At 65.7% G+C, this 24,596-nt stretch carries 22 protein-coding genes; 12 read left to right on the forward strand and 10 right to left on the reverse strand.

Features of this window, described 5'->3' with window-relative positions; genetic code table 11:
• The 5 genes from KXJ60_RS20765 to KXJ60_RS20785 all read right to left on the reverse strand — a co-directional run.
• On the reverse strand, positions 1 to 405 hold a 405-nt coding region (locus KXJ60_RS20765), incomplete at its 3' end, for a DEAD/DEAH box helicase (RefSeq protein WP_291132082.1).
• 35 nt (positions 406 to 440) lie between these two features.
• Complete coding sequence (dbpA, locus tag KXJ60_RS20770; RefSeq protein ID WP_291132083.1) at positions 441 to 1,835, reverse strand: ATP-dependent RNA helicase DbpA; 1,395 nt, start codon at positions 1,833 to 1,835, stop codon at positions 441 to 443.
• A 46-nt stretch (positions 1,836 to 1,881) separates the two neighbouring features.
• Positions 1,882 to 3,369, reverse strand: a complete 1,488-nt coding sequence (locus KXJ60_RS20775) for an ATP-binding protein (protein ID WP_291132084.1) — start codon at positions 3,367 to 3,369, stop codon at positions 1,882 to 1,884.
• Positions 3,366 to 4,394, reverse strand: a complete 1,029-nt coding sequence (locus tag KXJ60_RS20780; protein WP_291132086.1) for a histidine kinase dimerization/phosphoacceptor domain -containing protein — start codon at positions 4,392 to 4,394, stop codon at positions 3,366 to 3,368. Before KXJ60_RS20780 ends, KXJ60_RS20775 begins: the two co-directional genes overlap by 4 nt.
• Positions 4,395 to 4,594: 200 nt before the next feature.
• Positions 4,595 to 5,437, reverse strand: coding sequence for a ferritin-like domain-containing protein (locus tag KXJ60_RS20785; RefSeq protein WP_291132088.1), 843 nt, complete (start codon positions 5,435 to 5,437; stop codon positions 4,595 to 4,597).
• 38 nt (positions 5,438 to 5,475) lie between these two features.
• Here KXJ60_RS20785 and KXJ60_RS20790 point away from each other — a divergent pair, with 38 nt between their 5' ends.
• The gene (locus KXJ60_RS20790; protein ID WP_291132090.1) at positions 5,476 to 6,000 is read left to right on the forward strand and encodes a gamma carbonic anhydrase family protein; all 525 of its coding nucleotides are present in this window, start codon (positions 5,476 to 5,478) and stop codon (positions 5,998 to 6,000) included.
• A gap of 50 nt (positions 6,001 to 6,050) precedes the next feature.
• Positions 6,051 to 7,028: an Hsp33 family molecular chaperone HslO gene (locus KXJ60_RS20795; RefSeq protein ID WP_291132092.1), complete on the forward strand. Its 978-nt coding sequence runs from the start codon at positions 6,051 to 6,053 to the stop codon at positions 7,026 to 7,028.
• Between the two features lie 3 nt (positions 7,029 to 7,031).
• Here KXJ60_RS20795 and KXJ60_RS20800 read toward each other — a convergent pair whose 3' ends face one another.
• Genes KXJ60_RS20800 through KXJ60_RS20820 form a run of 5 tightly spaced genes read right to left on the reverse strand, consistent with a single transcriptional unit; the run spans position 7,032 to position 11,644 of the window.
• Positions 7,032 to 7,472: a hypothetical protein gene (locus KXJ60_RS20800; protein WP_291132094.1), complete on the reverse strand. Its 441-nt coding sequence runs from the start codon at positions 7,470 to 7,472 to the stop codon at positions 7,032 to 7,034.
• Positions 7,473 to 7,477: 5 nt separating this feature from the next.
• Positions 7,478 to 7,762 (reverse strand): cell division protein FtsB, encoded by a 285-nt coding sequence (gene ftsB / locus KXJ60_RS20805; RefSeq protein WP_291132095.1) that lies wholly within the window; start codon positions 7,760 to 7,762, stop codon positions 7,478 to 7,480.
• Positions 7,763 to 7,764: 2 nt separating this feature from the next.
• Complete coding sequence (gene eno, locus KXJ60_RS20810) at positions 7,765 to 9,051, reverse strand: phosphopyruvate hydratase (RefSeq protein WP_291132097.1); 1,287 nt, start codon at positions 9,049 to 9,051, stop codon at positions 7,765 to 7,767.
• A 38-nt stretch (positions 9,052 to 9,089) separates the two neighbouring features.
• Positions 9,090 to 9,947, reverse strand: coding sequence for a 3-deoxy-8-phosphooctulonate synthase (gene kdsA, locus KXJ60_RS20815; RefSeq protein ID WP_291132098.1), 858 nt, complete (start codon positions 9,945 to 9,947; stop codon positions 9,090 to 9,092).
• 23 nt (positions 9,948 to 9,970) lie between these two features.
• Positions 9,971 to 11,644: a CTP synthase gene (locus tag KXJ60_RS20820; RefSeq protein WP_291132099.1), complete on the reverse strand. Its 1,674-nt coding sequence runs from the start codon at positions 11,642 to 11,644 to the stop codon at positions 9,971 to 9,973.
• 120 nt (positions 11,645 to 11,764) lie between these two features.
• Between KXJ60_RS20820 and coaBC the strand changes: the two genes are divergently transcribed.
• From coaBC to KXJ60_RS20870, 10 genes are all read left to right on the forward strand, one after another.
• Positions 11,765 to 12,991, forward strand: coding sequence for a bifunctional phosphopantothenoylcysteine decarboxylase/phosphopantothenate--cysteine ligase CoaBC (gene coaBC / locus KXJ60_RS20825; protein ID WP_291132100.1), 1,227 nt, complete (start codon positions 11,765 to 11,767; stop codon positions 12,989 to 12,991).
• A 422-nt stretch (positions 12,992 to 13,413) separates the two neighbouring features.
• Positions 13,414 to 16,494: a formate dehydrogenase-N subunit alpha gene (fdnG, locus tag KXJ60_RS20830; RefSeq protein ID WP_291132101.1), complete on the forward strand. Its 3,081-nt coding sequence runs from the start codon at positions 13,414 to 13,416 to the stop codon at positions 16,492 to 16,494.
• 2 nt (positions 16,495 to 16,496) lie between these two features.
• Positions 16,497 to 17,384: a formate dehydrogenase subunit beta gene (gene fdxH / locus KXJ60_RS20835; RefSeq protein WP_291132103.1), complete on the forward strand. Its 888-nt coding sequence runs from the start codon at positions 16,497 to 16,499 to the stop codon at positions 17,382 to 17,384.
• Positions 17,384 to 18,004: a formate dehydrogenase subunit gamma gene (locus KXJ60_RS20840; protein WP_291132105.1), complete on the forward strand. Its 621-nt coding sequence runs from the start codon at positions 17,384 to 17,386 to the stop codon at positions 18,002 to 18,004. Before fdxH ends, KXJ60_RS20840 begins: the two co-directional genes overlap by 1 nt.
• A 78-nt stretch (positions 18,005 to 18,082) precedes the next feature.
• Positions 18,083 to 19,111 (forward strand): formate dehydrogenase accessory protein FdhE, encoded by a 1,029-nt coding sequence (gene fdhE, locus KXJ60_RS20845; protein WP_291132106.1) that lies wholly within the window; start codon positions 18,083 to 18,085, stop codon positions 19,109 to 19,111.
• Positions 19,111 to 20,565, forward strand: coding sequence for an L-seryl-tRNA(Sec) selenium transferase (gene selA / locus KXJ60_RS20850; RefSeq protein WP_291132108.1), 1,455 nt, complete (start codon positions 19,111 to 19,113; stop codon positions 20,563 to 20,565). The genes fdhE and selA overlap by 1 nt, the downstream gene beginning before the upstream one ends.
• A gap of 37 nt (positions 20,566 to 20,602) precedes the next feature.
• The gene (locus tag KXJ60_RS20855; protein ID WP_291132111.1) at positions 20,603 to 21,958 is read left to right on the forward strand and encodes an FAD/NAD(P)-binding oxidoreductase; all 1,356 of its coding nucleotides are present in this window, start codon (positions 20,603 to 20,605) and stop codon (positions 21,956 to 21,958) included.
• A 35-nt stretch (positions 21,959 to 21,993) separates the two neighbouring features.
• Entirely contained in the window at positions 21,994 to 22,869 is an 876-nt protein-coding gene (locus KXJ60_RS20860) for a putative selenate ABC transporter substrate-binding protein (RefSeq protein ID WP_291132113.1), read from the forward strand.
• 8 nt (positions 22,870 to 22,877) lie between these two features.
• Positions 22,878 to 23,714, forward strand: coding sequence for an ATP-binding cassette domain-containing protein (locus KXJ60_RS20865; protein WP_291132153.1), 837 nt, complete (start codon positions 22,878 to 22,880; stop codon positions 23,712 to 23,714).
• 7 nt (positions 23,715 to 23,721) lie between these two features.
• Positions 23,722 to 24,552, forward strand: coding sequence for an ABC transporter permease subunit (locus KXJ60_RS20870; protein WP_291132114.1), 831 nt, complete (start codon positions 23,722 to 23,724; stop codon positions 24,550 to 24,552).
• The last annotated feature ends 44 nt before the right edge of the window (positions 24,553 to 24,596 follow it).

Genomic DNA, 24,596 nt, shown 5'->3' on the forward strand with positions numbered 1-24,596 from the left:
GCGGGCCAGGCGCCGGTCGCGCGAGGTGGCGTCGCCGGTGCGCTTGGCCACTGTCCAGGGCAGACCGAGCGCGTCGATGGCCGCCGTGAGCGCGTGGGTGGTGTCGGTGGCCAGCGCGCGCAGGGGCGTGACCCACAGCACGCGCAACCGCGAAGCCGCCGCTGGCCGGCCCTTGCCGTCTGTGCCGGCGCCCTGTTCACGAAGGCCTTCGAGCAACGCACCGCCAAAGGCCGCGAGGGTCTTGCCGCTGCCGGTGGGTGTGACGAGCAGACCCGACTCGCCCCGCAGCCAGTGGCGCCACACCTGGCGCTGAAAAGCCGCCGGTCGCCAGCCCTGGTGCTCAAACCACTGGAGCAGCGCGGCATCCGCCTCGCGGGCGGTGACGGCTTGCGCGCCTGAAGTCACGATCGGCTGCTCGTATGGGTGGAGGGTGGCGGCGCTCAGTCTTCGAGCACCCGCACCTTCACGCTCTTGCCCTTGATGCGCCCGGCGTTGAGCCGGCTGGCGGCTTGCTGGGCAATGTCGCGGTCCACCGCCACATAGGTCGACCACTCGTTCACGTTGATCTTGCCCACCTGCTCGCGGGTGTAGCCCAGGTCGGCGGTGAGCGCGCCCAGCACATCGCCCGGGCGGATCTTTTCCTTGCGCCCGCCCTGGATGTGCAGCGTGACCATGGGCGGCACCAGCGGCCCCTGTCCGGTGGGCTGGAGTTCGCCCAGCGGGTGCCATGCGGACTCGCGGCCCTGCAGGTGTTCGATCTTGCCCACGCTGCCCATCTCGTCCAGACTGGCCAGGTTCAGCGCCAGACCGCTTTCGCCTGCGCGCCCGGTGCGACCGATGCGGTGGATGTGCACCTCGGGGTCGGGCGTCACGTCCACGTTGATCACGGCGGCCAGGCTCGCAATGTCGAGCCCGCGCGCGGCCACGTCGGTGGCCACGAGAACCGAGCAGCTGCGATTGGCAAAGCGCACCAGCACCTGGTCGCGCTCGCGCTGCTCCAGCTCGCCAAACAGGGCCAGCGCGCTGATGCCCTGCGCCTGCAGCACGGCCACCAGATCGCGGCACTGCGCCTTGGTGTTGCAGAACGCGAGCGTGCTGGCCGGGCGAAAGTGCGCGAGCACCTTGCTGACCGCGTCCAGCCGCTCGGTCTCGCTCACCTCGTACCAGCGCTGCTCGATCTGCGCGCCCGCATGCTGGGCCTCCACCTTGACCGTGACCGGCTCGCGCATGAACTGCGCGCTCAGCTTGGCAATGCCCTCAGGGTAGGTGGCGGAAAACAGCAGGGTCTGGCGCGTCTTTGGGCACTGCCGGGCGACGGTCACGATGTCGTCGAAGAAGCCCATGTCGAGCATGCGGTCGGCCTCGTCGAGCACCAGCGTGTTCATGGCGTCGAGCTGCAGGCTGCCGCGTTCCAGGTGGTCCATGATCCGCCCGGGCGTGCCCACCACGATGTGCGCGCCGTGCTCCAGCGTGGCCAGTTGCCCGCGCAAGGGCACGCCGCCGCACAGCGTGACGACCTTGATGTTGTCTTCGGCGCGCGCAAGGCGGCGGATTTCCGTGGTGACCTGATCGGCCAGCTCGCGCGTGGGGCACAGCACCAGCGTCTGCACGGCAAAGCGGCGCGGGTTCAGGTTGGTGAGCAGGGTGAGGGCGAAAGCGGCGGTCTTGCCGCTGCCGGTCTTGGCCTGCGCAATGATGTCTTTGCCCAGCAGGGCGGGGGGCAGGGCAGCCGCCTGGATCGGCGTCATGGCTGTGTAGCCCAGCTGCTCCAGGTTGGCCAGCATGGCTGGCGAAAGGGGCAGGGTGTTGAAGGCGGTGGGGGATGCGGAAGTCATCCCCGATTATCGGCGCCGGTGCTGTACCCGGCGCCTGCGTGCGGGTTCACGCCGAGAGGGTGAAGTAGAAGGTGGCGCCCTTGTCGGGCGCGGCATGCACCCATACCCGGCCGCCATGACGCGCCGCAATCCGCTGAACGATGCTCAGGCCGATGCCGGTGCCCTTGAACTCGGCGTCGCTGTGCAGGCGCCGGAACGGGCTGAACAGCTGATCGGCCTGGGTCATGTCGAAACCGCAGCCGTTGTCGCGCACGAAGAACACGTCTTGCCCGTCACGCTGTTCGCGGCCCACCTCGATGCGCGTCACTTCCCGCCTGGCGCAGAACTTCCAGGCGTTGCGCAGCAGGTTGTCGAGGACGCTGCGCACGAGCACCGGGTCGCCATGGGCCCTCAGGTCCGGTGCGATGTAAATGTTGGCCACCCGGTTTGGCTCGGCTTCCATTTGTTGTTCGATGATTTCCGCCGCGATACCGCTGAGGTTCACGTCGGACATTTCAGGAGCGATCTTCGAGAGCCGGGAGAGGTTGAGCAGGGCATCGATCAGGTTGCCCATCTGGGTGCTCTTGGCGGCAATGCGCGCGATGAGCTGCGTGCCCGCTTCACCCAGTTGCAGCCTGTGGTCCTCCAGCAAGGCGGAACTGAGACCCGCGATGGCCCGAATGGGAGAGCGCAGGTCGTGCGCCACCGAGTAGCTGAAGGTCTCGAGCTCCTTGAGGCTCTCTCGCAACTCGTTGGTGCGTTCGGAGACCCGTGTCTCCAGTTCTTCATTGAGTCTTCGCAGGCGGATCTCGACATGCTTTCGCTCGGAAATGTCTTGCAACACGCCGCTGATGCGTTGACCCTCCACGGCGCATCCATCGATCTTGATCCACCGCTGCGGCGATTGATCGCCCGTCAGGCGGAACTCTTCGCTGAATTGCTGCAGCGACGACAGGGTCGAGGCGAAATGCGCTGCCACTGCGTCGCGATCTCGCGTGTCGACGCCCGCCAGGAAGTCGTCGAGCGTCAGCGGTTGGCGCGTGGTGCGGTCGAGCAATTCGCCCGAGCGCAGGTTGATGCTCATGGTGCCTGTCGGGGCATCAAGCTCCAGGATGCCCAGGCTGGCCGCATCCAGCGCCTGCTGCAGAAGTCGCCGGTTTTCCACAAGCGCCACCTCCACTTCCCGACGCTCCAGCGCCATCTGGATGGTGGCGTGAAGTTCCCGTTCGGAAAAGGGCTTGATCAGGTAGCCATACGGTCTCGTTTTTCGAGCACGTTCGAGCGTGGAGTCTTCGGAATACGCGGTGAGGTAGATCACGGGCACCGCGCTGTCTTCGTTGAGCCGGGAGGCCACCTCGATACCGTCCATGTCCCCCTCGATGTGGATGTCCATCAGCACCAGATCGGGCCGCGAGCGGGAGACGAAGTCCAGGCTCTGCTGGCCGGAGACCGCGACGTGGGGCACGTCGTAACCCAGTTGCGACAACCGCTGCTGCAGGTTGAAGGCCACGATGCTCTCGTCCTCGACGATCAGGATTCTGGCGGGGTTTTTCATGAGGCTGTGTCCAGTTGGAACCGCAGCGAAAAGCGGGTGGGTTTGGCCCGCTGGATCTCGAGCTGGCCGTGCAGCTGCTGCGTGAGCAGGTTGACCAGCTGCAGGCCAAGCGAATCAGTGCGCGCCAGGTCCAGATCGTCCGGGATGCCTTGGCCGTCATCGCTGATGGACAGCTCGATCCAGTTGCCCTCAACTTCCCGAATGTCCACCTCCACCTGGCCCGCCTGGTGGGCTGGGAAACCGTGCTTGAGCGCGTTGCTCACCAGTTCATTCACGATCAGGCCGCACGGAATGGCCTCGTTGATCGGCAACTTCACGTCGTGCGCGTTGATGACGATGCGCACCTGGTTCGACAGGGAGCCATAGGCCTCGGTGAGCCGCGGCAGGAGCTCGCCGAGAAAACGCTGGAAATCCACCTGCGCAAAATTCTGCGACTGGTACAACGTCTGGTGGATCAGCGACATGGAGCGCACGCGGTTCTGGCTGTCGCGCAACATGTCCACGAGCTCGCTGTCCTTGCTCTTGAGCGCCTGCAGGTCCAGCAGGCTGTGGATCACCTGAAGGTTGTTCTTCACGCGGTGATGCACTTCGCGCAGCAGCAGGTCTTTTTGCTGCAAGGCGTCCTGGATGCGCTTCTCGCTTTGCTTGCGCTCGCTCAGATCCAGGATCACCGAAAGAATCATCGGGCCCTCGCCCGTCTGCACCGGGTTGATGCCGATCTCCACCGGGAATTCGCTGCCATCCTTGCGCAAGCCGCTCAGGTCGCGGCCGGCACCCATGGGGCGGGCATTGGTCTCGGCCAGGAAGCCCTGGCGGTAGCCGGGGTGCGCGGGCCGATACCGCGAAGGAATGAGCACTTCGACCTGCTGGCCGATCAGCTCGCTGCTGGTGTAGCCGAAGGTGGTTTCCGCCAGCTGGTTCAGTCGCGTGATCTCGCCCTTCTGGTTGACAACGACCATGGCCACCGGGATGCGGTCAAACGCTTGTCCCAGGTACTCGTTCAGTCCGATCCTCTGCTCCGCCATGCATCGCATCGTAGGCCTGCACGCTGTTCATGACCATGCCTATTTACCGCCACAGCGCCGTTCCCGACGGCTGGGTACCTATTGGTGCATTGCGTCGCGCCATCGCTCCCCACACTGGGGGATGTCGCGGCGTCTGCGCGCTGAAAGTGAGGCCCAAAGTAGCAGCGCGTGTGCTCCTGCGCGCCGCGCGGTGCCGCGCTTCACGGCACCAGCAGCGCGGCCAGCTCGGCCGCACTGAAGCCCGCAGCCCGCCGCGCCGCATCGTTGAACGGCGGTTTGAGGCGCGGTGCGCTGTGCGCGCGTGCGAGCTGGCGGTAGTGCGACAGCGGCTCGAAACCGTGCTTTTCGCAGAGCCAGCCATACCAGCGGTTGCCCACCGCCACGTGGCCGATCTCGTCGCGCAGGATGACGTCGAGGATCTCCACCGCGCGTTGTGCGGCGGGCGTGCCCACCTTGCGCAGTCGGGCCTGCATGGGCGGTGTGGCGTCCAGCCCGCGGGCTTCCATGGTGCGGGGCACGAGCGCCATGCGTGCGGTGACGTCGTCCTGCGTCCTCACGCACATTTCCCACAGGCTGTTGTGAGCGGGGAAGTCGCCGTAGTCGTGGCCCAGGCTTTGCAGGTGCGTGCGCAGCAGGCCAAAGTGAATCGCTTCCTCGTGGGCCACGCGCAGCCAGTCGGTGTAGTAGTCCTCGGGCATGCCGGGGAAACGCCACACCGCGTCCAGCGCGAGGTTGATGGCGTTGAACTCGATATGCGTCACCGCGTGCAGCAGCATGGCCAGGCCCGGCGGCGTGAAGGGCGAGCGCTGCGGCACTTCCTTCGGGGGCATGAGCACGGGTTGCGCTGGCCGACCAGGCAGTGCTTGTTGCGGCGGCGCCAGTGGCTCGGTGGGGTCCAGAAGCACCCGGCCACTTTCCCAGGCTTCGAACAGCGCGTGGGTGGCGGCCACCTTCTGCGCGGGATCGGTGAGGGCCAGTGCGTGCAAGGCCTGTGCGCGCAGCGAGGGCAGGGACGGCGGTGACAGGGGCGCGGGGGCTTGCATCCCTACAATTCTAGGTTTCAAGCATGGAGGCCACCGGCATGGCAATGTACGAACTCGATGGTGTTGCACCGCGCGCGGCGGAATCGGCCTGGGTGGCCGACAGCGCACAGGTGATGGGCAATGTGGTGCTGGAGGCGAACAGCAGCGTGTGGTTTGGCGCGGTGCTGCGCGGCGATACCGAGACCATCACGGTGGGCGAGGGCAGCAACATCCAGGACGGCAGCGTGATGCACGCCGACCATGGTTTCCCCCTGACGGTGGGCAAGCATGTGACCGTGGGCCATCAGGTGATGCTGCACGGCTGCACGATCGGCGACGAATCGCTCATCGGCATCGGGGCCAGGGTGCTCAACGGCGCGAAGATCGGCAAGCATTGCCTCGTGGGCGCCGGGGCGCTGGTGACCGAGGGCAAGGAGTTCCCGGATGGCAGCATGATCATCGGCAGCCCGGCGCGGGTGATGAAGACGCTGACGCCCGAGCAGATCGAGGGCTTGCGCAGGAGTGCGGTGCACTACATCGAGAACGCGCAGCGCTACCGCCAGGGCTTGAAAAAGATCGGTTGAGCCCGATGTGTTGCGTTTCGCCCTTTTGACCCGATCCTGAAAGTTGCTGCGTGTCCGAACTCCACAAATTCGTCTTTGAAGGCCTGCCGGTGCGCGGCATGCTCGTGCGCCTCACCGACGCCTGGCAGGAGATCCTGCAGCGCCACCGCGAGGGCGGCGGTTACCCCACGGCCGTGACGGAACTGCTGGGCGAAATGACCGCGGCGGCCACGCTGATGCAGGCCAACATCAAGTTCAACGGCGCGCTCATCATGCAGATCATGGGCGACGGCCCGGTGAAGCTGGCCGTGGCCGAGGTCCAGCCCGACCTGAGCCTGCGCGCCACCGCCACGGTGGTGGGCGAGGTGGCGCAAGACGCTCCGCTTTCGCACATGGTCAACGTCACGAACCAGGGCCGTTGCGCCATCACGCTCGACCCGAAGGACCGCCTGCCAGGCCAGCAGCCGTACCAGGGCGTGGTGCCACTGTTTGGCGACCAGCACGAAAAGCTGGAAAAGCTCAGCGAGGTGATCGAGCACTACATGCTGCAGAGCGAGCAGCTCGACACGCGGCTGGTGCTCGCGGCCGACGACAAGATGGCCGCTGGCCTGCTGATCCAGCGCCTGCCCCTGCAGGGCAGCGGCAACCTGGCGGGCCAGTCGGGCGCGCGCGATGAAGACCAGATTGGTGTGAACGAGGACTACAACCGCATTGCGATCCTCGCTTCCAGCCTCAAGCGCGAGGAGTTGCTGACCCTGGACGCCGACACCATCCTGCGCCGCCTGTTCTGGGAAGAAGACGTGCGCCGTTTTGAGCCCCTCACGGGCGAGCACGGCCCGCGTTTTGCCTGCACCTGCTCGCGCGAGCGTGTGGGCAGCATGCTGCGCAGCCTGGGCCGCGACGAGGTGGAGTCCATCCTGGCCGAACAGGGGCAGGTGGAGGTGGGTTGCGAGTTCTGCGGTGCGCAGTACCAGTTTGACCCGGTCGATGCCGCGCAGGTGTTTCTGGCGCCCACGCAGCAAGCCCCCGCGAGCGACCAGAAGCACTGAGGCTCAGGGGCGAGCGAGCAGGCCGGTGAAGAGTCGGTGTTCGCAGTCCGGGTCGCTGCAGTTGTCGCAGCTCCATCGGCCGCGGCCCTCGGCCAGAGCCGGGTCTTCGTTGACCAGTGAGCGCCCTATCTGATTTCCGATGGCGCGCAGCGCCTGTTGCACACGCACAGCATCTTGGCCATGCACGACCTGGAACGCGACGCCAGCCTGTAGCAATGCACTGCGAAGCTGCGCGTCGGTGGCCGCGTCAGCGGGGTTGTCGGACGGATTCGGGGCCAGGAGCAGGGTGAGGTCATGGCGGCATTCCTCGGACCTTGTTGCGGTGTGGTCGATCACCACTGCCACGCCGGGTGCAAGCAAGGCCAGCGCCTGATGCAGCGCGCCGGCCAACTGGGTCTTGCCGCTGGACTCGCCACCGAGCAGCGCCACCGTGATAGCCGCCATCCCCGTCAGCGCTTGTTCTGCGCGATCTGCACGAAGATTTCGTTGGGCTTGACCATGCCGAGCTCCTGGCGGGCGAGCTCCTCCACCATGTCCTGGCCTTCCTGGAGGTCACGGACCTCGCTGACCAGCTGGTCGTTGCGCAGTTGCGCATCGCGGTTGGCCTGGTCCTGGGTGGCGAGCTGCTGCTTCATGCTCGCCACCTTGGGCACGCTGCCCCGCCCAAACCACAGCTGCGCGTGCACCACAAACAGCAGTGCAACCAGCAGGGCAGGGATGAGGCGGCGTGCCATGGTCACTTCAGGTTGTAGAACGCATCACGGCCAGGATACACGGCCACGTCGCCCAGGTCTTCTTCGATGCGCAGCAGCTGGTTGTACTTGGCCATGCGGTCCGAGCGCGAGAGCGAACCGGTCTTGATCTGGCCGGCGTTGGTGCCCACGGCGATGTCGGAAATGGTGCTGTCTTCGGTTTCGCCCGAACGGTGGCTGATGACGGCCGTGTAGCCCGCGCGCTTGGCCATTTCGATGGCGGCGAAGGTTTCGGTGAGCGTGCCGATCTGGTTGATCTTGATCAGGATCGAGTTGCCGATGCTTTTCTCGATGCCTTCCTTGAGGATCTTGGTGTTGGTGACGAAGAGGTCGTCGCCCACCAGCTGCACTTTCTTGCCCAGGCGCTCGGTGAGCACCTTCCAGCCATCCCAGTCGCCTTCGGCCATGCCGTCTTCGATGCTGATGATGGGGTACTTGTCGCACCAGGTGGCGAGCATGTCGGTCCACTGTTCGGCCGTCAGTGCCATGCCGCCTTCGCCTTCGAGCACGTACTTGCCATCCTTGAAGAATTCGCTGGCAGCGCAGTCCAGTCCCAGCGCGATCTGTTCGCCTGCGGTGTAGCCGGCCTTGTCGATGGCCTGCAGGATCATCTGCAGCGCAGCTTCGTGGTTTTCCACGGACGGGGCAAAACCACCTTCGTCGCCCACGGCGGTGCTGATGTGCTTGTCGTGCAGGATGGCCTTGAGGGCGTGAAACACCTCGGCACCCCAGCGCAGGGCTTCGCGGAACGACGGTGCGCCCACGGGGATGATCATCAGTTCCTGGAGGTCGAGCGAATTGTTGGCGTGCGCGCCGCCGTTGATGATGTTCATCATCGGCACGGGCATTTGCACCGCGCTCATGCCACCGAAGTAGCGGTACAGCGGCAGGCCGGCTTCTTCGGCGGCGGCCCGGGCCACGGCCATGGAAACGGCCAGCATGGCGTTGGCGCCCAGTCGGCCCTTGTTGTCGGTGCCGTCGAGGTCGATGAGGGTCTTGTCCAGGAAAGCCTGCTCGGAGGCGTCCAGGCCCAGCACGGCTTCGCTGATCTCGGTGTTGATGTTTTCCACCGCCTTGAGCACCCCTTTGCCCAGGTAACGGCTCTTGTCACCGTCGCGCAGCTCGATGGCTTCGCGCGAGCCGGTGGAAGCGCCCGAAGGAACAGCCGCACGGCCCATCACACCAGACTCCAGCAGCACGTCGCATTCGACGGTGGGGTTGCCTCGGCTGTCGAGGATTTCGCGGCCAACGATGTCAACGATTGCACTCATGGATTCACTACCTTTGGGTCAAAAACAAAATGGGGAAATCAGGCGTTGAAGTGGTCTTCGAGGAAGCCATTCTTCTTGGTCACGGCATCCAGCGCGAGCAGCGTTTCCAGCAGCGCCTTCATGTGCTTGAGCGGCACGGCGTTCGGGCCGTCGCTCAGGGCTTTGGCGGGATCGGGGTGGGTTTCCATGAAAAGCCCCGCCACGCCCACCGCCACAGCGGCGCGCGCCAGCACCGGCACCATCTCGCGCTGGCCGCCGCTGCTGGTGCCTTGCCCGCCGGGCAACTGCACGCTGTGCGTGGCGTCGAACACCACGGGCGCGCCGGTCTCCCGCATGATGGCCAGGCCGCGCATGTCGGAGACGAGGTTGTTGTAGCCAAAACTGGCACCGCGCTCGCAGGCCATGAAGCGGTCTTCGCTCAGGCCGGCTTCCTTTGCCGCCGCACGCGCCTTGTCGATCACGTTCTTCATGTCGTGCGGCGCGAGAAACTGGCCCTTCTTGATGTTCACCGGCTTGCCGCTCTGGGCCACGGCGCGGATGAAGTCGGTCTGGCGGCACAGGAAGGCGGGTGTCTGCAGCACGTCGCACACCTGGGCGGCATCGGCGATGTCGTCTTCGCTGTGCACGTCGGTGAGCACCGGCACGCCGAGCTCGCGCCTGACCTTGGCGAGGATCTCCAGGCCCTTGTCGCGGCCGGGGCCGCGGTAGCTGGTGCCGCTGCTGCGGTTGGCCTTATCGAAGCTGCTCTTGAAAATGAAGGGGATGCCAAGGCTGGAGGTGATGTCCTTCAGCTGCCCGGCCACATCCATCTGCAACTGCTCGGACTCGATCACGCAGGGGCCGGCGATCAGGAAGAAGGGCCGGTCCAGGCCGATGTCGAAGTTGCAGAGTTTCATGGGGTCGGCTTCCGGTGGGGTGGTCAGGCGGCCACGGGCTTTTTGGCGGCAGGCAGGGCCTGATGCGCCAGCGCCGCCTTGACGTATGCGTTGAACAGCGGATGCCCGTCCCACGGCGTGGACTTGAACTCGGGGTGGAACTGCACGCCCACATACCAGGGGTGCACCTGCTGCGGCAGTTCGACCATTTCGGTGAGCTGCTCACGCTGCGTCAGGGCGGAGATCACGAGGCCCGCTGCACGCAACTGGTCGAGGTAGTGCACGTTGGCTTCGTAGCGGTGGCGGTGGCGTTCGGTGACCACCGGGCCGTAGATCTGGTGTGCCAGGGTGCCGGCGGCCACGTCGGAGCTCTGCGAGCCCAGGCGCATGGTGCCACCCAGGTCGGAGCTGGCGCTGCGCTGCTGGATGCTGCCGTCGGCGTCTTTCCACTCGGTGATCAGGGCGATCACCGGGTGTGGCGTGTCGGGCTCGAACTCGGTGCTGTTGGCGTCTTTCAGGCCGGCGACATGCCGCGCGTACTCGATGGTGGCGACCTGCATGCCCAGGCAGATGCCGAGGTAGGGCACCTTGTGCTCACGCGCGTAGCGGGCCGCGCAAATCTTGCCCTCAATGCCGCGCTTGCCAAAGCCGCCAGGCACCAGGATGGCGTCGAACGCCCCCAGCGTTTTGGCCACGTTGCCGGCGTGAATGGTCTCGGAGTCGATGTAGTCGATCTGGACCTTGGCGTGGCTCTTCATGCCCGCGTGGCGCAGGGCTTCGTTGAGCGATTTGTAGCTGTCCGACAGGTCCACGTACTTGCCGACCATGGCGATCTTCACGGTGTTCTGCGGGTGCTCGACCTCGTAGACCAGATCGTCCCAGCGCTTGAGCTTGGCCGGCGGCGTATTGATGCGCAGCTTGTCGCAGATAAGGCCGTCGAGCCCCTGCTCGTGCAGCATGCGGGGCACCTTGTAGATGGTGTCCACGTCCCACATGGAGATCACGCCCCATTCGGGGACGTTGGAGAACAGCGAAATCTTGGCGCGTTCGTCGTCGGGGATCGGGCGGTCCGCGCGGCACAGCAGCGCGTCGGCCTGGATGCCGATGGCGCGCAGTTCCTTGGCGGTGTGCTGCGTGGGCTTGGTTTTCAGCTCGCCGGCCGCGGCGATCCAGGGCACGTAGCTCAGGTGCACGAAGGCCGAGTTGTTCGGGCCCATGCGCAGGCTCATCTGGCGCACGGCTTCGAGGAACGGCAGGGACTCGATGTCGCCCACGGTGCCGCCGATTTCCACGATGGCCACGTCCACCGCATCGGGCGTGCCGATGCCGGCGCCGCGCTGGATGAATTCCTGGATTTCGTTGGTGACGTGCGGGATGACCTGCACGGTCTTGCCGAGGTAGTCACCCCGGCGCTCCTTCTCCAGCACCGACTGGTAGATCTTGCCGGTGGTGAAGTTGTTGGTTTTCTTCATCCGCGTTTCGATGAAACGCTCGTAATGCCCCAGATCCAGGTCGGTTTCGGCGCCGTCGTCGGTGACGAACACCTCACCGTGCTGGAACGGTGACATGGTGCCCGGGTCCACGTTGATGTACGGGTCGAGCTTGATGAGGGTGACTTTGAGGCCGCGGGACTCGAGGAGTGCGGCCAGTGATGCGGAGGCAATGCCCTTGCCCAGGGAGGACACCACACCGCCGGTGACGAACACAAATTTGGTCATGTCTCGGGCGAGCCGGTTGCTCGCAGGAGGTGGAAATGGCGATTATAAAGGCCGCCCTTTTCGCCGCCCTTTTCCGTGGCTGTGGCAGGGGCCGCCAGAGTCGGCTGCTACATTGCGCCCATGAACGACCTCGCTGGAAAACACATCGTCCTGGGCCTCTCGGGAGGCATCGCCTGCTACAAGGCTGCCGAGCTGTGCCGCGCGCTCGTCAACGGCGGTGCCACCGTGCAGGTGGTCATGACCGAGGCGGCCGAGCAGTTTGCCACCGCGGTCACGCTGCAGGCGCTCTCGGGCCGGCCGGTGTTCACCTCGCAGTGGGATTCGCGCACCTCGGGTGGCGTGGACAACAACATGCCCCACATCAACCTCAGTCGCGAGGCCGATGCCATCGTGGTCGCCCCGGCCAGCGCCGATTTCATGGCCAAGCTCGTGCACGGGCGCGCGGACGACCTGCTGAGCCTGATGTGCCTGGCGCGCCCCCTGGACCGTGTGCCGCTCATCCTCGCGCCGGCCATGAACCGCGAGATGTGGGCGCACCCGGCCACCCAGCGCAACGTGGCGCAGCTGCGCGACGACGGCGCGACCGTGCTCGACGTGGGCGCTGGTGACCAGGCCTGCGGCGAAACGGGCGACGGCCGCATGCTCGAGCCTGAAGAGCTGCTGTACGACATTGCGCGCTTCTTCCAGCCGAAGGTGCTGGCCGGTCAACATGTGCTGGTGAGTGCCGGCCCCACCTTCGAAGCCATCGACCCGGTGCGCGGCCTCACCAACCTCTCCAGCGGCAAGATGGGCTTTGCCATTGCGCGGGCCGCGCATGAGGCGGGTGCCCAGGTCACGCTGGTGGCCGGCCCGGTGGGCTTGCCCACGCCGCGCGGGGTGGGGCGTGTGAATGTGAAGTCGGCGCTGAACATGCAGAAGAGCCTGGAACTGCTGGTGGCCAACGCCACGGTGTTTGTTTCAGCGGCGGCGGTGGCCGACTGGCGCCCGGCGCAGGCGGTGGAACACAAGATCAAGAAGGACGGCTCCGGGCAGGTGCCCACGTTGTCGTTCGTCGAGAACCCGGACATCCTGGCCGGCATTGCGGCGTCGCCGCGCGCCAGGAGCGGCGAGCTCTACTGCGTGGGTTTTGCCGCCGAAAGCCACGACCTGGAGGAGCACGCCCAGGCCAAGCGGGTGCGCAAGGGCGTGCCCCTGCTGGTGGGCAACATCGGCCCCGCCACCTTTGGGCAGGACGACAACGCGCTGCTGCTGGTGGACGACAAAGGCATGAGCGAGCTGCCGCGTGCGTCCAAGCTGGTGCTGGCGCGCCAGCTGGTGGCAGAGATCGCCCGCAGGCTGCGGGGCTGACCTCCTTCGCCTTTGTATTTTGTGTCGCAAACGCGACAGCCAGGCGGGTTGCCCAGCCTTCAAGACGGCGCTTTTGCGTGGCAACACGCGTGATTGACGGGGCTTGACAAAGCCGCTTCCACGGGCGTGTGGACGGTCTCCCCATTGGCATCTGCTGGGAAAGCAAATATCAGGCCAATGAATCCCACGTGCTGAGCAGGGTCGTTGCACGGATGCGGGGTCGGGCTTCGACGACAAATTGTCGCGCTGATGGACAGCGTGTCCAGGGCATCACGCGCACCCGTGCCGCTTCGACGTTTGCAACACTTTTCATAGGTAGTTGCGATCACGGCAATGCGCCATCCCTCATGCAAACTGATTTCGCTCTGCCGGGTAGCAGGCGATTTCAATGACGGGCCCCCACGCCCGCAGGAGTGAGTGACATGGACATGAACCGGAGGCATTTCTTCCGGGTCAGTGGAGCAGGGCTGGTCGGATCCAGCCTCGTGGCACTGGGCTTTTCGCCCACCGCCGCGCTTGCGGAGACGCGCAGCTTCAAACTGGCCCGCACCACCGAAACCCGAAGCACCTGCCCCTACTGCTCGGTCAGTTGCGGGTTGGTGATCTACACGCTGGGTGACAAGGCGAAGAACGTCAAGTCCACCATCATTCACGTCGAGGGTGACCCGGACAACCCAGTGAACCGCGGCACGCTGTGCCCGAAGGGCGCCGGCGTCATGGACATGATCCAGTCGCCCAACCGTGTCCTGTACCCGCAAGTGCGCGAGGCCGGTGCCAGTGAGTGGAAGCGCATCTCCTGGGAGGAGGCGCTGACCCGGGTGGCCAAGCACATGAAGGCCGACCGCGACGCGAACTTCATCAAGACCAACGCGGCAGGTACGACCGTCAACCGCTGGAATTCCACCGGTTTCCTGATCTCCTCTGCTTCATCCAACGAATCGGGTTATCTGAGCGTCAAGATCGCTCGCGGTCTGGGGATAGTGACCCTGGATACGCAAGCACGTATCTGACACGCGCCGACGGTGTCCAGTCTGGGCCCGACTTTCGGTCGCGGAGCGATGACGAATTCTTGGACCGATATCAAGAATACCGATCTCGTCCTGATCATGGGCGGCAATGCCGCCGAAGCCCACCCCTGCGGCTTCAAGTGGGTCACTGAAGCTCAGCAGCACCGCAAGGCGAAGCTGATCGTGGTGGATCCCCGGTTCACGCGCAGCGCTGCGGTGGCCGACTACTACGCGCCCATCCGGGTGGGTACCGACATCGCCTTCCTGGGCGGCGTCATCAACTACCTGTTGAGCAACGACAAGATTCACCACGAATACGTCAAGTTCAACACCGACGCGACCTTCCTCACCAAACCGGGGTTCGGTTACGACAACGGCTACTTCACTGGCTACAACGAGGCCAAGCGGAGCTACGACAAGTCGACCTGGGGCTACCAGATCGGCGAGGACGGCTTCGTCAAGGTGGACGACACGATGCAGGATCCGCTGTGCGTGCACCAGCAGATGAAGAAGCACTACAGCCGTTACACGCCGGAACTGGTCAGCAAGATCACCGGCACGCCGCAGGCGCAGTTCCTCAAGGTCTGTGAAATGCTGGCGGGCACGGCGGGGCCGGACAAGGTGATGACGATCTGCTATGCGTTGGGCTGGACACAACACAGCGTGGGCTCGCAGAACATCCGCACCATGGCCATGATCCAGCTGCTGCTGGGCAACATGGGTCGGCCGGGTGGTGGTGTGAACGCGCTGCGCGGACACGCCAACGTGCAGGGCATCACCGACATGAACGCCTATTCCGAGGTGTTGTCGGGCTACATGAGCGCGCCTTCGGACGCCGACACGAACCGGACGGACTACCTGGCCCGGCGCACGCCCAAGCCGTTGCGTCCGAACCAGATGGCGTTCCCGCAGAACTTCCCGAAATGGCACACCAGCCTGATGAAGGCTTACTACGGTGATGCCGCCACGGCGGAGAACGATTTCGGTTACGACTGGATTCCGAAACGCGACGGTGGCTACGACATCCTGCACATGTTCGAGCTGATGCATCAAGGCAAGATGAACGGATTCCTCGTTCAGGGCTTCAACCCGATTGCCGCGGTGCCCAACAAGAAGAAGCTGTCGCAGGCGCTGGCCAAGCTGAAGTACCTGGTCGTGATGGACCCGCTGGAGACGGAGACGAGCGAGTTCTGGAAAAACTTCGGGCCGCTGAACGACGTGGACCCGAAGGCGATCCAGACCGAGGTGTTCCGCTTCCCGACCAGCTGCTTCGCCGAAGAGACCGGCACCTTCACCAACTCCAGCCGGGTGATTGCCTGGAAGGAGAAGGCGGTGGATCCCCCGGGAGAGGCCAAGCCCGACTCGGAGATCATGGCGCGCCTGTTCGTGAAGCTGCGTGCGATGTACGCCAAGGACGGTGGCACGCTGCCCGAGCCGGTGGCTGCGCTGAGCTGGCCTTACATCAACGCCAATGTGCCTTCGCCCACCGAGGTGCTGCGCGAGATCAACGGCCGTGCACTCAAGGACGTGCTGGCGCCGCCCGACCCGAAGAACCCGACCGCGCCGCAGGCCGTTCTGGTGAAAGCGGGCGAGCAGATGCCCAACTTCGCCTTGCTGCAGGCCGACGGGTCCACCGCATGTGGCAACTGGATCTACGCCGGTTGCTTCACGCAGGCGGGCAACATGACCGCGCGACGCGACACGTCCGACCCCAGCGGGCTGGGCGTGTTCCCCAACTGGGGCTTTGCGTGGCCGGCCAACCGGCGCATCCTTTACAACCGCGCATCGGCCGATACGGCAGGCAAGCCCTGGGATGCGACGCGTTCCTACCTGCGCTGGAACGGCACATCATGGGGCGGAGCGGACGTGCCCGACATGCGCCCCAATGCGGCGCCTGAAGAGGGCGTGGGCTCCTTCATCATGAATCCTGAAGGGGTCGCGCGGCTGCATGCCATCGGTATGGCTGAAGGTCCGTTCCCCGAGCACTACGAGCCGTTCGAGACGCCGCTGGGCGTGAACCTCATGTGCCCGGCGAACCCCAAGGCGGTCAGCAACCCGGCCGCCCGCGTGTTCAAGGGTGACCTGGAAGCGTTCGGCAAGAAAGAGGAGTTTCCGTACGCGGCCACCACCTACCGGCTCACCGAGCACTTGCACTACTGGACCAAGCACTCGCGCAGCAATGCCATCGTGCAGCCCGCGCCGTTCGTGGAGATCGGCGAAGAGCTGGCGAAAGACAAGGGCATCAAGCAGGGCGACATGGTCAAGGTGCGCAGCAACCGTGGCGAAGTGATCGCAGCGTGTGTGGTGACCAAGCGAATCAAGGCGCTGGACGTTGATGGCAAGAAGGTCCACCACGTGGGCATTCCGATCCATTGGGGCTTCAAGGGCGTGACGCAGAACGGCTACCTCGCCAATGCGCTCACCCCCTTCGTCGGTGATGCGAATTCGCAGACACCGGAGTTCAAGGCGTTCCTCGTCAACATCGAAAAGGTCTAACCATGTCAAGCCTCCAATCACTCGACGTGGTGGCTCGCTCGGCGACCACCACCCCCACGCCGCAGGTGCGCACCAGCGCACCTTCGCTGGCCAAGCTCATTGACGAGTCCAAGTGCATCGGCTGCAAAGCCTGCCAGGTGGCTTGCATGAACTGGAACGACCTGCGGGATGAGGTGGGCACCAACATCGGTGTCTACGACAACCCCAGTGACCTCACGCCCACGAGCTGGACGGTGATGAAGTTCTTCGAGGTCGAGCCCACCGAGGGCAGCCTCGAATGGCTCATCCGCAAGGACGGCTGCATGCACTGCGAAGACCCGGGCTGCCTCAAGGCCTGTCCTTCGCCGGGTGCCATCGTCAAGTACAGCAACGGCATCGTCGACTTCATCAGCGAGAACTGCATTGGTTGCGGCTACTGCGTCAAGGGCTGCCCGTTCGATGTGCCGCGCATCAGCCAGAAGGACAACAAGGCGTACAAGTGCACCTTGTGTTCGGACCGGGTGGGCGTGGGCCTGGAGCCAGCTTGCGTGAAGACCTGCCCGACGGGTGCCATCAGCTTTGGCACCAAGGACGACATGGTCAGCTACGGCGAGAAGCGCGCGGGCGAGCTCAAGGAGCGCGGCTTCCAGAACGCCGGTCTGTACAACCCGCAAGGGGTGGGTGGCACGCACGTCATGTACGTGATGAAGCATGCCGACCGGCCCGAGCTGGAAGACCTGCCGCGCGATCCTTCCATCAGCCCGATGGTGTCGCTGTGGAAGGGGGTCGCCAAGCCACTTGCGGTCGCAGCCATGCTCGGCGCGGTGGTGGCTGGCTTCTTCCATTACATGAAGGTCGGTCCGATCGAAGAGAAACAGGCAGACAAGTCCGATGAGAAGGAGAGTGTGTGATGGCCACGCGCATGCTTCAACGCTACAAGGACGGCGACCGCATGAACCACTGGTTCATTGCGCTCATGTTCGTGCTGGCCGGGCTCTCGGGCCTGGCCTTCTTCCACCCCAGCCTGTTCTTCTTCAGCCATCTGTTTGGTGGCGGCTCGTGGGCCCGCATCCTGCACCCGTTCATGGGCGTGTTGATGGTGCTGGGTTTCATGGTGCTGTTCTTCAAGCTCTGGCGCGACAACGTGGTCAATGACGCCGACCGCGAGTGGCGCAAGCACGCAGGCCGCATGCTGCAGGGGGACAAGGCGGGCATGCCGCCCGTGGGCAAATACAACTATGGACAGAAGATGGTCTTCTGGATCATGGCGGTGAGCCTGCTGGTGCTGGTCGTCACGGGGATCATGTTCTGGCGTCCTTGGTTCGCACCGTTCTTCCCCATCAACGTGTTGCGCGTGGCGGTGCTGCTGCACTCCGTGTCGGCCGTGCTGCTGATTGCCGCCGTGATCATGCACGTGTACGCCGCGATCTGGGTCAAGGGCACGGTGCGCGCCATGACGCGCGGCACGGTGACCGAGAGCTGGGCCCGGATGAACCACCCGCTGTGGTACGACGAAGTGACGCGCAAGTGATGCTCCACCCGCGCTGCTTTGGCCGCGCGGGTGATGCACGGCCGTCGCTGATGTGAAAGTTTGATTGGAGCGAGACAGATGGTTGCAAGTGCGACGGTGCGCGTGATGTCGCCGGAAGAGATTGCCGCGAGGGCCGCTGGGGAAACCCCGTTCCTGCATGGACCTGTGCGTGCGACGTTCTTCGCGGAGCGCGAGATGCGCCTGCGCCAGCTGTCCCGTGGCCACGCCATGGGTGACTTCCTGTCGTTCATGGCCGACCTCGCTCGGGCGCAGCAGGCGCAGCTCAAGGTCCTCACCGGCGTGACCCTGCCCGATGGCCGTGCCATCGACGAAGCCGCGCGGCGCGGCCTGCCGCCGCTGCCCGCAGCCGACTGGCCCCGCGACGCCGCCTGGCACGGTGTGCTCAGGGCCATGGTGGCCGATCTGCAGGCCACGGCTCCCGAGGGCGCGCAGGGTGCGCTGCTTCGGTTGGCCGAAGCCGACGAGGTGTTCGTGGAGCGCCAGGCGGATGCGCTGCTCACAGGGGTGATGGCCGGCCTTGACCTGGCCACCGCACCCATCGTGGCCGGTGCCCTTCAGGTCTACTGGACGCACATGGTACTGGCCGTGCAGCAGCACCACCAGGGTCAGGGTCAACCCTTTGGCCGCGTCGACGACGAAACCTCTTGCCCCTGCTGCGGCAGCCGGCCCACGGCCAGCATCACGCGCAGCGCAGGCGAGTCGCTCGGCCAGCGGTACCTGCACTGTTCGCTGTGCGGCATGCAATGGCACATGGTGCGCATCAAGTGCCCGCACTGCCTGAGCACCAAGAGCCTGGCCTACCACTCTCTGGACGCTGCCGAACACCGGGAAGACCAGGAGGCGAGCGCTTCACGCGCAGCGCTGGCCACGGTGCAGGCCGAAACCTGTGACGACTGTGGCCACTACCTGAAGATGGTGCACACCGACCGCGATCCGTTCGTGGACCCGGTGGCCGACGACCTGGCCAGCCTCACGCTGGACCTGCTGGTGTCGGAGACCGGCAAACAGCGCGGTGGCGTGAACCTCATGCTGCTGTTCGGCGAACCCGATCCACCGGGTCCTGATCCCTTGCCGGGAGGCGGCTGATGAGCCGGCCCACCGAATCCGTCGTTGACGGTTCCAAGGCCAGTTCCCCGGTTCACCCCAAAGACCTGCCCGCCGTGGACCGTCTGTTGCGCCAGCCCGCCGTGGCGCAGTTGCTGGCTGCGCACGGCCATACGCGGGTGACCACCGAGGCGCGCAGCCTGCTGGACGCGCTGCGCACGCAAGCGCTGGCCGGTGCGCTCACCGCGGACGCCGTGGTGCCCGACGCGCTGGCCGATGCGCTCGCCCACCGCGTGAACCAGCGCCTGGCGCCGCGCATGCGCGCCGTGCTCAACCTCACCGGCACGGTGATCCACACCAACCTTGGCCGCTCGCTGCTGGCCGACGGCGCGCTCCAGCACCTGCTGACCATGATGGCCAGCCCGAACAACCTGGAGTACAGCCTGGAGAACGGCGGGCGGGGCGATCGCGACAGCATCGTCGAAGAGCTGCTGTGCACGCTCACCGGTGCGCAGGCGGCCACGGTCGTCAACAACAACGCCGCCGCCGTGCTGCTCACCATCGCGGCCCTGGCGCGCGGCAAGGAGGTGATCGTTTCGCGCGGTGAGCTGGTGGAAATTGGTGGCGCCTTCCGCATGCCCGACGTGATGAGTTCCGCGGGAGCCACGCTGGTGGAGGTGGGCACCACCAACCGCACGCACCCGCACGACTACGAGCGCGCCATCACCGAGCGCACCGCGCTGCTGATGAAGGTGCACACCAGCAACTACGCGGTGCAGGGCTTCACCACGGCGGTGGACGAGGCCGAGCTCGCGCCCATTGCGCACGCCCGCCAACTGCCCCTGGCGACCGACCTGGGCTCGGGCTCGCTGGTCGACCTGGCGCAGTGGGGCCTGCCACGTGAACCACTGCCGCAGGAGAAGCTCGCCGCGGGTTGCGACATCGTCACCTTCAGTGGCGACAAGCTGCTGGGCGGCCCGCAGGCCGGGTTGATCGTGGGCAGCAAGGAGGCCGTGGGGCGCATCCGCAAGTTCCCCATGAAGCGTGCATTGCGCATGAGCAAGCTGCCTCTGGCCGCGCTCGAAGCCACGCTGATGCTCTACCTGCGCCCCGAGCGCCTCACGCAAGACCTGCCCACGCTGCGCCTGCTCACGCGCCCCACCGACGCGATCCGCGCGATGGCGCAGCAGTTGCAGGCGGACGTCGCCGCTGCCGTCGCACCCCGTTTCGAGGTGTCGGTGGTCGAGCTCATGGGGCAGATCGGATCGGGCTCGCTGCCGGTCGAAAAGCTGCCATCGGCCGGGCTGGCCATCGCACCGTTGCAGAAGAAGGGCGCCGGCCGTGCGCTGGACGAGCTGGCCACAGCCCTGCGCCGACTGCCCTTGCCCGTCATTGGCCGTGTGGCCGACGACCGCCTGTTGCTTGACTTGCGCTGCCTGGAGAACGGCGCGGCTTTCGTGAGCCAGTTGCCGGAACTGCGGCAGGCGCTGGGCTGAGCATGTTGTGCCGCTGCAAACAACACGAGGAGACACCATGAGCCTGGACCGACGCACCTTCCTCACTGCGGCAGCGGGCGCCACCGGCGCCGTGCTGGCCGGCTGTGCCACGCCGGCCGCCACCACCGGCAAGCCTGCGTTGCCCTTCTTCATCGGCAGTCCGTCGCAAATGTTGCTGCCCAAGGGCCGCGCACCCCGCGTGGTGGTGTGCGGCGGCGGCTGGGGTGGCCTCACCACGGCCAAGTACCTGCGCCAGCTCGCGCCTTCGGCCGAAGTCATCCTGCTCGAGCGCAACCCGGTGTTTTTCTCTTGCCCGATCAGCAACAAATGGCTGGTCGACATGGTGGACACCAGTTTCATCACGCACGACTACCTGCGCGTGTCCGAGCGGCATGGCTACCGTTTCATCCAGAGCGAAGTGCTCGAAGTCGACCGCGCCGCCCAGCGCGTCGTCACCAGCCTGGGCAGCCTCGACTACGACTACCTCGTGCTCGCGCCCGGCATTCGCTACAACTACGAAGCCTGGTTCGGCAACGACCGCACCGTGGCAGACGCCACCCGCGCGCGTTTTCCCGCGGCCTACGTGAGCAACGCAGAACACTTCGCGCTGAAGAAGGCGCTGCATGGCTTCAAGGGCGGCGACTGGGTGATGACGCTGCCACCGCCGCCCCAGCGTTGCCCGCCGTCGCCCTACGAGCGCGCGTGCATGGTGGCCTGGTACTTCAAGCACAACAACATCAAGGGCAAGGTCACCATCCTGGACCACAAAGACGGCGTGCGCCCCATCGGCCCTGGTTTTCGTGCCGCGTTCAACGAGCTCTACAAGGACTACATCACCTACGTGCCCAACGCGCATGTGCAGGAAATCGACCCGTTCAAGAAGACCATCAAGACCGACGCAGGCGACATGAAGTTCGACCATGCCGTGCTGATGGCGCCGCACCAGGCGGGCGACCTGGCATGGAAGGCGGGTGCCATCGGCCTGAACTCCCAGGGCAAGCCCACCGGCTGGGCGGAGGTGGACCCGCTCATGCTCCACCTCAAGGACGACCCACGGGTCTACGTCATTGGCGATGCCGTGGGCTTTGTCTCGCCCCAGTTCGCGTTCTATCCCAAGAGCGCACACGTGGCGAACAAGCATGGCCACATCGTGGCGGGCTACATCGCCGAGCGCGTAGCAGGCCGCACCCCGAAGACCGCCTTGCCTGACAACCTCTGCTACATGATGGTCAACGGCGATCCGCGTGAAGCCATCAGCGTGCAGTTTGACTACAAGGTCAACGACAAAGGTGTCATTGAGCAGACGCAGATCGACATCAACCAGCGCAGCGCCGATCTGGTGAAGGAGAACTTCCGCTGGGCAGGTCTCAAGTTCGACGACATGTTTTCCTGACCCCCCGTTTTCCCCACCCTGAAAGGACCCTGGACATGACCTCCATCTTCCAACGCGTCGCCCGTCGGGCGCTCCTGCTGACCACGTTGGCCACGCTGTCCGTCTGCGTGACGGCGCACGCCCAAGCCACCTTCAAGGTCACCACCATTCCGGAAGAGGCCGCCTCCGAGCAGATTCGCAAGTTTGGCCCCATGGTGAAGTACCTCGAGCGCATGTTGGGCACCAAGGTGGAGTTTGTGCCCGTGAGCGACTACCCGGCAGCGGTCGAGGCGCTGGTGAACAAGCAGGTCGACATGGTGTGGTTCGGGGGCTTCACTTTCGTGCAAGCCAAGCTGCGGTCGGGCGACAAGATCATTCCGCTGGTGCAACGCGAAGAAGACACGCAGTTTCGTTCGGTGTTCATCACGCAGAAGGATTCCGGCATCAAGACGCTGGCCGACCTCAAGGGCAAGCAGGTGAGCTTTGGCTCGGCCTCCAGCACCTCGGGCCACCTGATGCCGCGCAGCTTCCTGCTCGAAGCGGGCATCGAGCCCGAGCGCGACTTCAAGCGCGTGGCCTTCTCGGGTGCGCACGACGCGACCATCGCTTCGGTCGTCAGCGGCCGCGTGGACGCTGCCGCGCTGGACATCACCGTGTGGCGCAAGTTCGTGAGCGAGAACAAGGTGGACACCAGCAAGGTCGACGTGTTCTACACCACGCCGCCGTACTTCAACTACAACTACTCGGTGCACGCCGACATGCCCGCCGCCCAACGCGAGAAGGTCACGCAGGCCCTGCTGGCCCTGAACACCAACGACGCCGAAGGCAAGGAAGTGCTGGGCCTGGCGCGTGCCTCGCGGTACGTGCCGACCAAGGCCGACAACTACAAGGGCCTGGAGGCCGCTGGACGCAGCGCAGGCCTGATCAAGTAATGGCCGGGCTGTCCCTCGCGCTCGACCAGATTGCCGTGCGGCACCCCGCCGCCAGCGAGGGTGCGGCACCCGCGCTCGCCGGTTTCGATCTGCGCATCGAACCGGGCGAGCAGGTGGTCGTGATCGGTCCCTCGGGTGCGGGCAAGACCACGCTGTTGCACGCGCTGGCGTGCGCGCTGCCGCCCGCCGGCGGCAGGCTGCGCGTGGATGGACAGGAACCCTGGTCGCTCGGTGCGGGCGATCTTCGGCGTCTGCGGGGGCGGCTGTTCCTCGCACCGCAGACGCCGCCCCTGCCGCCGCGCCAGCGCGTGGTGACTTCGGTGCTGGCGGCACGCCTGCCTGGCATGGGGCTGGGCGCGAGCCTGGCTTCGCTGCTCAAGCCGCGCGGCGCGGCCGACGCGCATGCCGCGCTCGAACGCTTCGATCTCGGCGACAAACTCTGGGAACGCGTCGACCGCCTCTCGGGCGGCGAACGCCAGCGTGTGGGCCTGGCGCGGGCGCTGCTGTCGCCCGCGGCACTGTGGCTGATCGACGAGCCGCTGTCGGCGCTGGACCCGACGCGCGCCGCGCTCGCCATGCGTGTCCTCACGCAGCTGGCGCGCGAGCGTGGCGTCACGCTGGTGGCCACGCTGCACCAGGTCGACCTGGCGCTGGCGAGCTTTCCGCGCGTGCTCGGCCTGCGCGAAGGGCGGCTGGTGTTCGACCTGCCCGCCAGAGACGTTGACAGCGACCGGCTCGCGCACCTCTACGCGAGCTTTGAACACGAACTGCTGGGCGCACCGCCAACGGACGTTGCGGCGCCCGATGACGAGCAGCAGACAGCGCCTTCGGTGATGCATTGCTGATGTGGACATGACCTCCGCGCGTCTGGACATTCACCACGATCCCGCCTGGCGCGGCCGCGTCTTCTGGATGCTGGCCGCGCTGGCCTTGCTCGCGCCCGCGCTGGTGGCGGTGGAGTTCAAGGTGTGGCTGCTGTTCGAGCCGGACAACCTGCGCATCACCCTGCGTTTCCTGGGTGACTTCCTGCCGCCTGCGATGTCGGCCGAATTCCTCGCCATGGTGGCCCGGGAGACCTGGCGTACCGTGGCCATCGCGTCCACCGCCATGGTGCTGGCGCTGGTGCTGGCCGTGCCGCTCACGCTGCTCTCCAGCGCCGCGCTGTCGGTCTCGTCGCTCAGTGGGCGCATGCACCCGCTGGCCTGGGCTTTCCGGCAGGCCGTGCGCGCGCTGCTGGTGGTGCTGCGCAGCGTGCCCGAGCTGGTGTGGGCACTGGTGTTCGTGCGCGTCGTCGGCCTCGGTCCCACGGCCGGTGTGCTGGCCATCGCGCTCACCTACGCCGGCATGCTGGGCAAGGTGTACGGCGAGATTCTGGAGAGTGGCGACCTGCACCCCACGCGCTCCCTGCTGCGCAACGGCAGCGGCCGTCTGCAGGCGTTCCTGTATGCGCTGCTGCCCGCCAATTCGCGCGAACTCACCAGCTACACCGTGTACCGCTGGGAGTGCGCGATCCGCTCTTCGGCGGTGCTGGGTTTCGTGGGTGCGGGCGGTCTGGGCCAACAGCTCGATGCCTCGATGAAGATGTTCAACGGTGGCGAGGTCGCCACCATCCTGTTCGCGTTCATCCTGCTCGTGGCGCTGGCAGATCTCGTCAGCGCGCAGCTGAGAAAGGCCATCGGGTGAACCGGCCCACCCCTGCGCCGGCCCTCCGGGCCGTCACCCCCTCA

The organism is Hydrogenophaga sp. (assembly GCF_019264445.1).
Classification (GTDB): Bacteria; Pseudomonadota; Gammaproteobacteria; order Burkholderiales; family Burkholderiaceae_C; genus Hydrogenophaga.

Bases quoted from the DNA above. Each gene is read 5' to 3' on its own strand.
- dbpA (WP_291132083.1), bottom strand. From the start codon at position 1,835: ATGACTTCCGCATCCCCCACCGCCTTCAACACCCTGCCCCTTTCGCCA.
- KXJ60_RS20775 (WP_291132084.1), bottom strand. From the start codon at position 3,369: ATGAAAAACCCCGCCAGAATCCTGATCGTCGAGGACGAGAGCATCGTG.
- KXJ60_RS20780 (WP_291132086.1), bottom strand. From the start codon at position 4,394: ATGGCGGAGCAGAGGATCGGACTGAACGAGTACCTGGGACAAGCGTTT.
- KXJ60_RS20785 (WP_291132088.1), bottom strand. From the start codon at position 5,437: ATGCAAGCCCCCGCGCCCCTGTCACCGCCGTCCCTGCCCTCGCTGCGC.
- KXJ60_RS20790 (WP_291132090.1), top strand. From the start codon at position 5,476: ATGGCAATGTACGAACTCGATGGTGTTGCACCGCGCGCGGCGGAATCG.
- KXJ60_RS20800 (WP_291132094.1), bottom strand. From the start codon at position 7,472: ATGGCGGCTATCACGGTGGCGCTGCTCGGTGGCGAGTCCAGCGGCAAG.
- ftsB (WP_291132095.1), bottom strand. From the start codon at position 7,762: ATGGCACGCCGCCTCATCCCTGCCCTGCTGGTTGCACTGCTGTTTGTG.
- eno (WP_291132097.1), bottom strand. From the start codon at position 9,051: ATGAGTGCAATCGTTGACATCGTTGGCCGCGAAATCCTCGACAGCCGA.
- kdsA (WP_291132098.1), bottom strand. From the start codon at position 9,947: ATGAAACTCTGCAACTTCGACATCGGCCTGGACCGGCCCTTCTTCCTG.
- KXJ60_RS20820 (WP_291132099.1), bottom strand. From the start codon at position 11,644: ATGACCAAATTTGTGTTCGTCACCGGCGGTGTGGTGTCCTCCCTGGGC.
- coaBC (WP_291132100.1), top strand. From the start codon at position 11,765: ATGAACGACCTCGCTGGAAAACACATCGTCCTGGGCCTCTCGGGAGGC.
- fdxH (WP_291132103.1), top strand. From the start codon at position 16,497: ATGTCAAGCCTCCAATCACTCGACGTGGTGGCTCGCTCGGCGACCACC.
- KXJ60_RS20840 (WP_291132105.1), top strand. From the start codon at position 17,384: ATGGCCACGCGCATGCTTCAACGCTACAAGGACGGCGACCGCATGAAC.
- fdhE (WP_291132106.1), top strand. From the start codon at position 18,083: ATGGTTGCAAGTGCGACGGTGCGCGTGATGTCGCCGGAAGAGATTGCC.
- selA (WP_291132108.1), top strand. From the start codon at position 19,111: ATGAGCCGGCCCACCGAATCCGTCGTTGACGGTTCCAAGGCCAGTTCC.
- KXJ60_RS20855 (WP_291132111.1), top strand. From the start codon at position 20,603: ATGAGCCTGGACCGACGCACCTTCCTCACTGCGGCAGCGGGCGCCACC.
- KXJ60_RS20860 (WP_291132113.1), top strand. From the start codon at position 21,994: ATGACCTCCATCTTCCAACGCGTCGCCCGTCGGGCGCTCCTGCTGACC.
- KXJ60_RS20870 (WP_291132114.1), top strand. From the start codon at position 23,722: ATGACCTCCGCGCGTCTGGACATTCACCACGATCCCGCCTGGCGCGGC.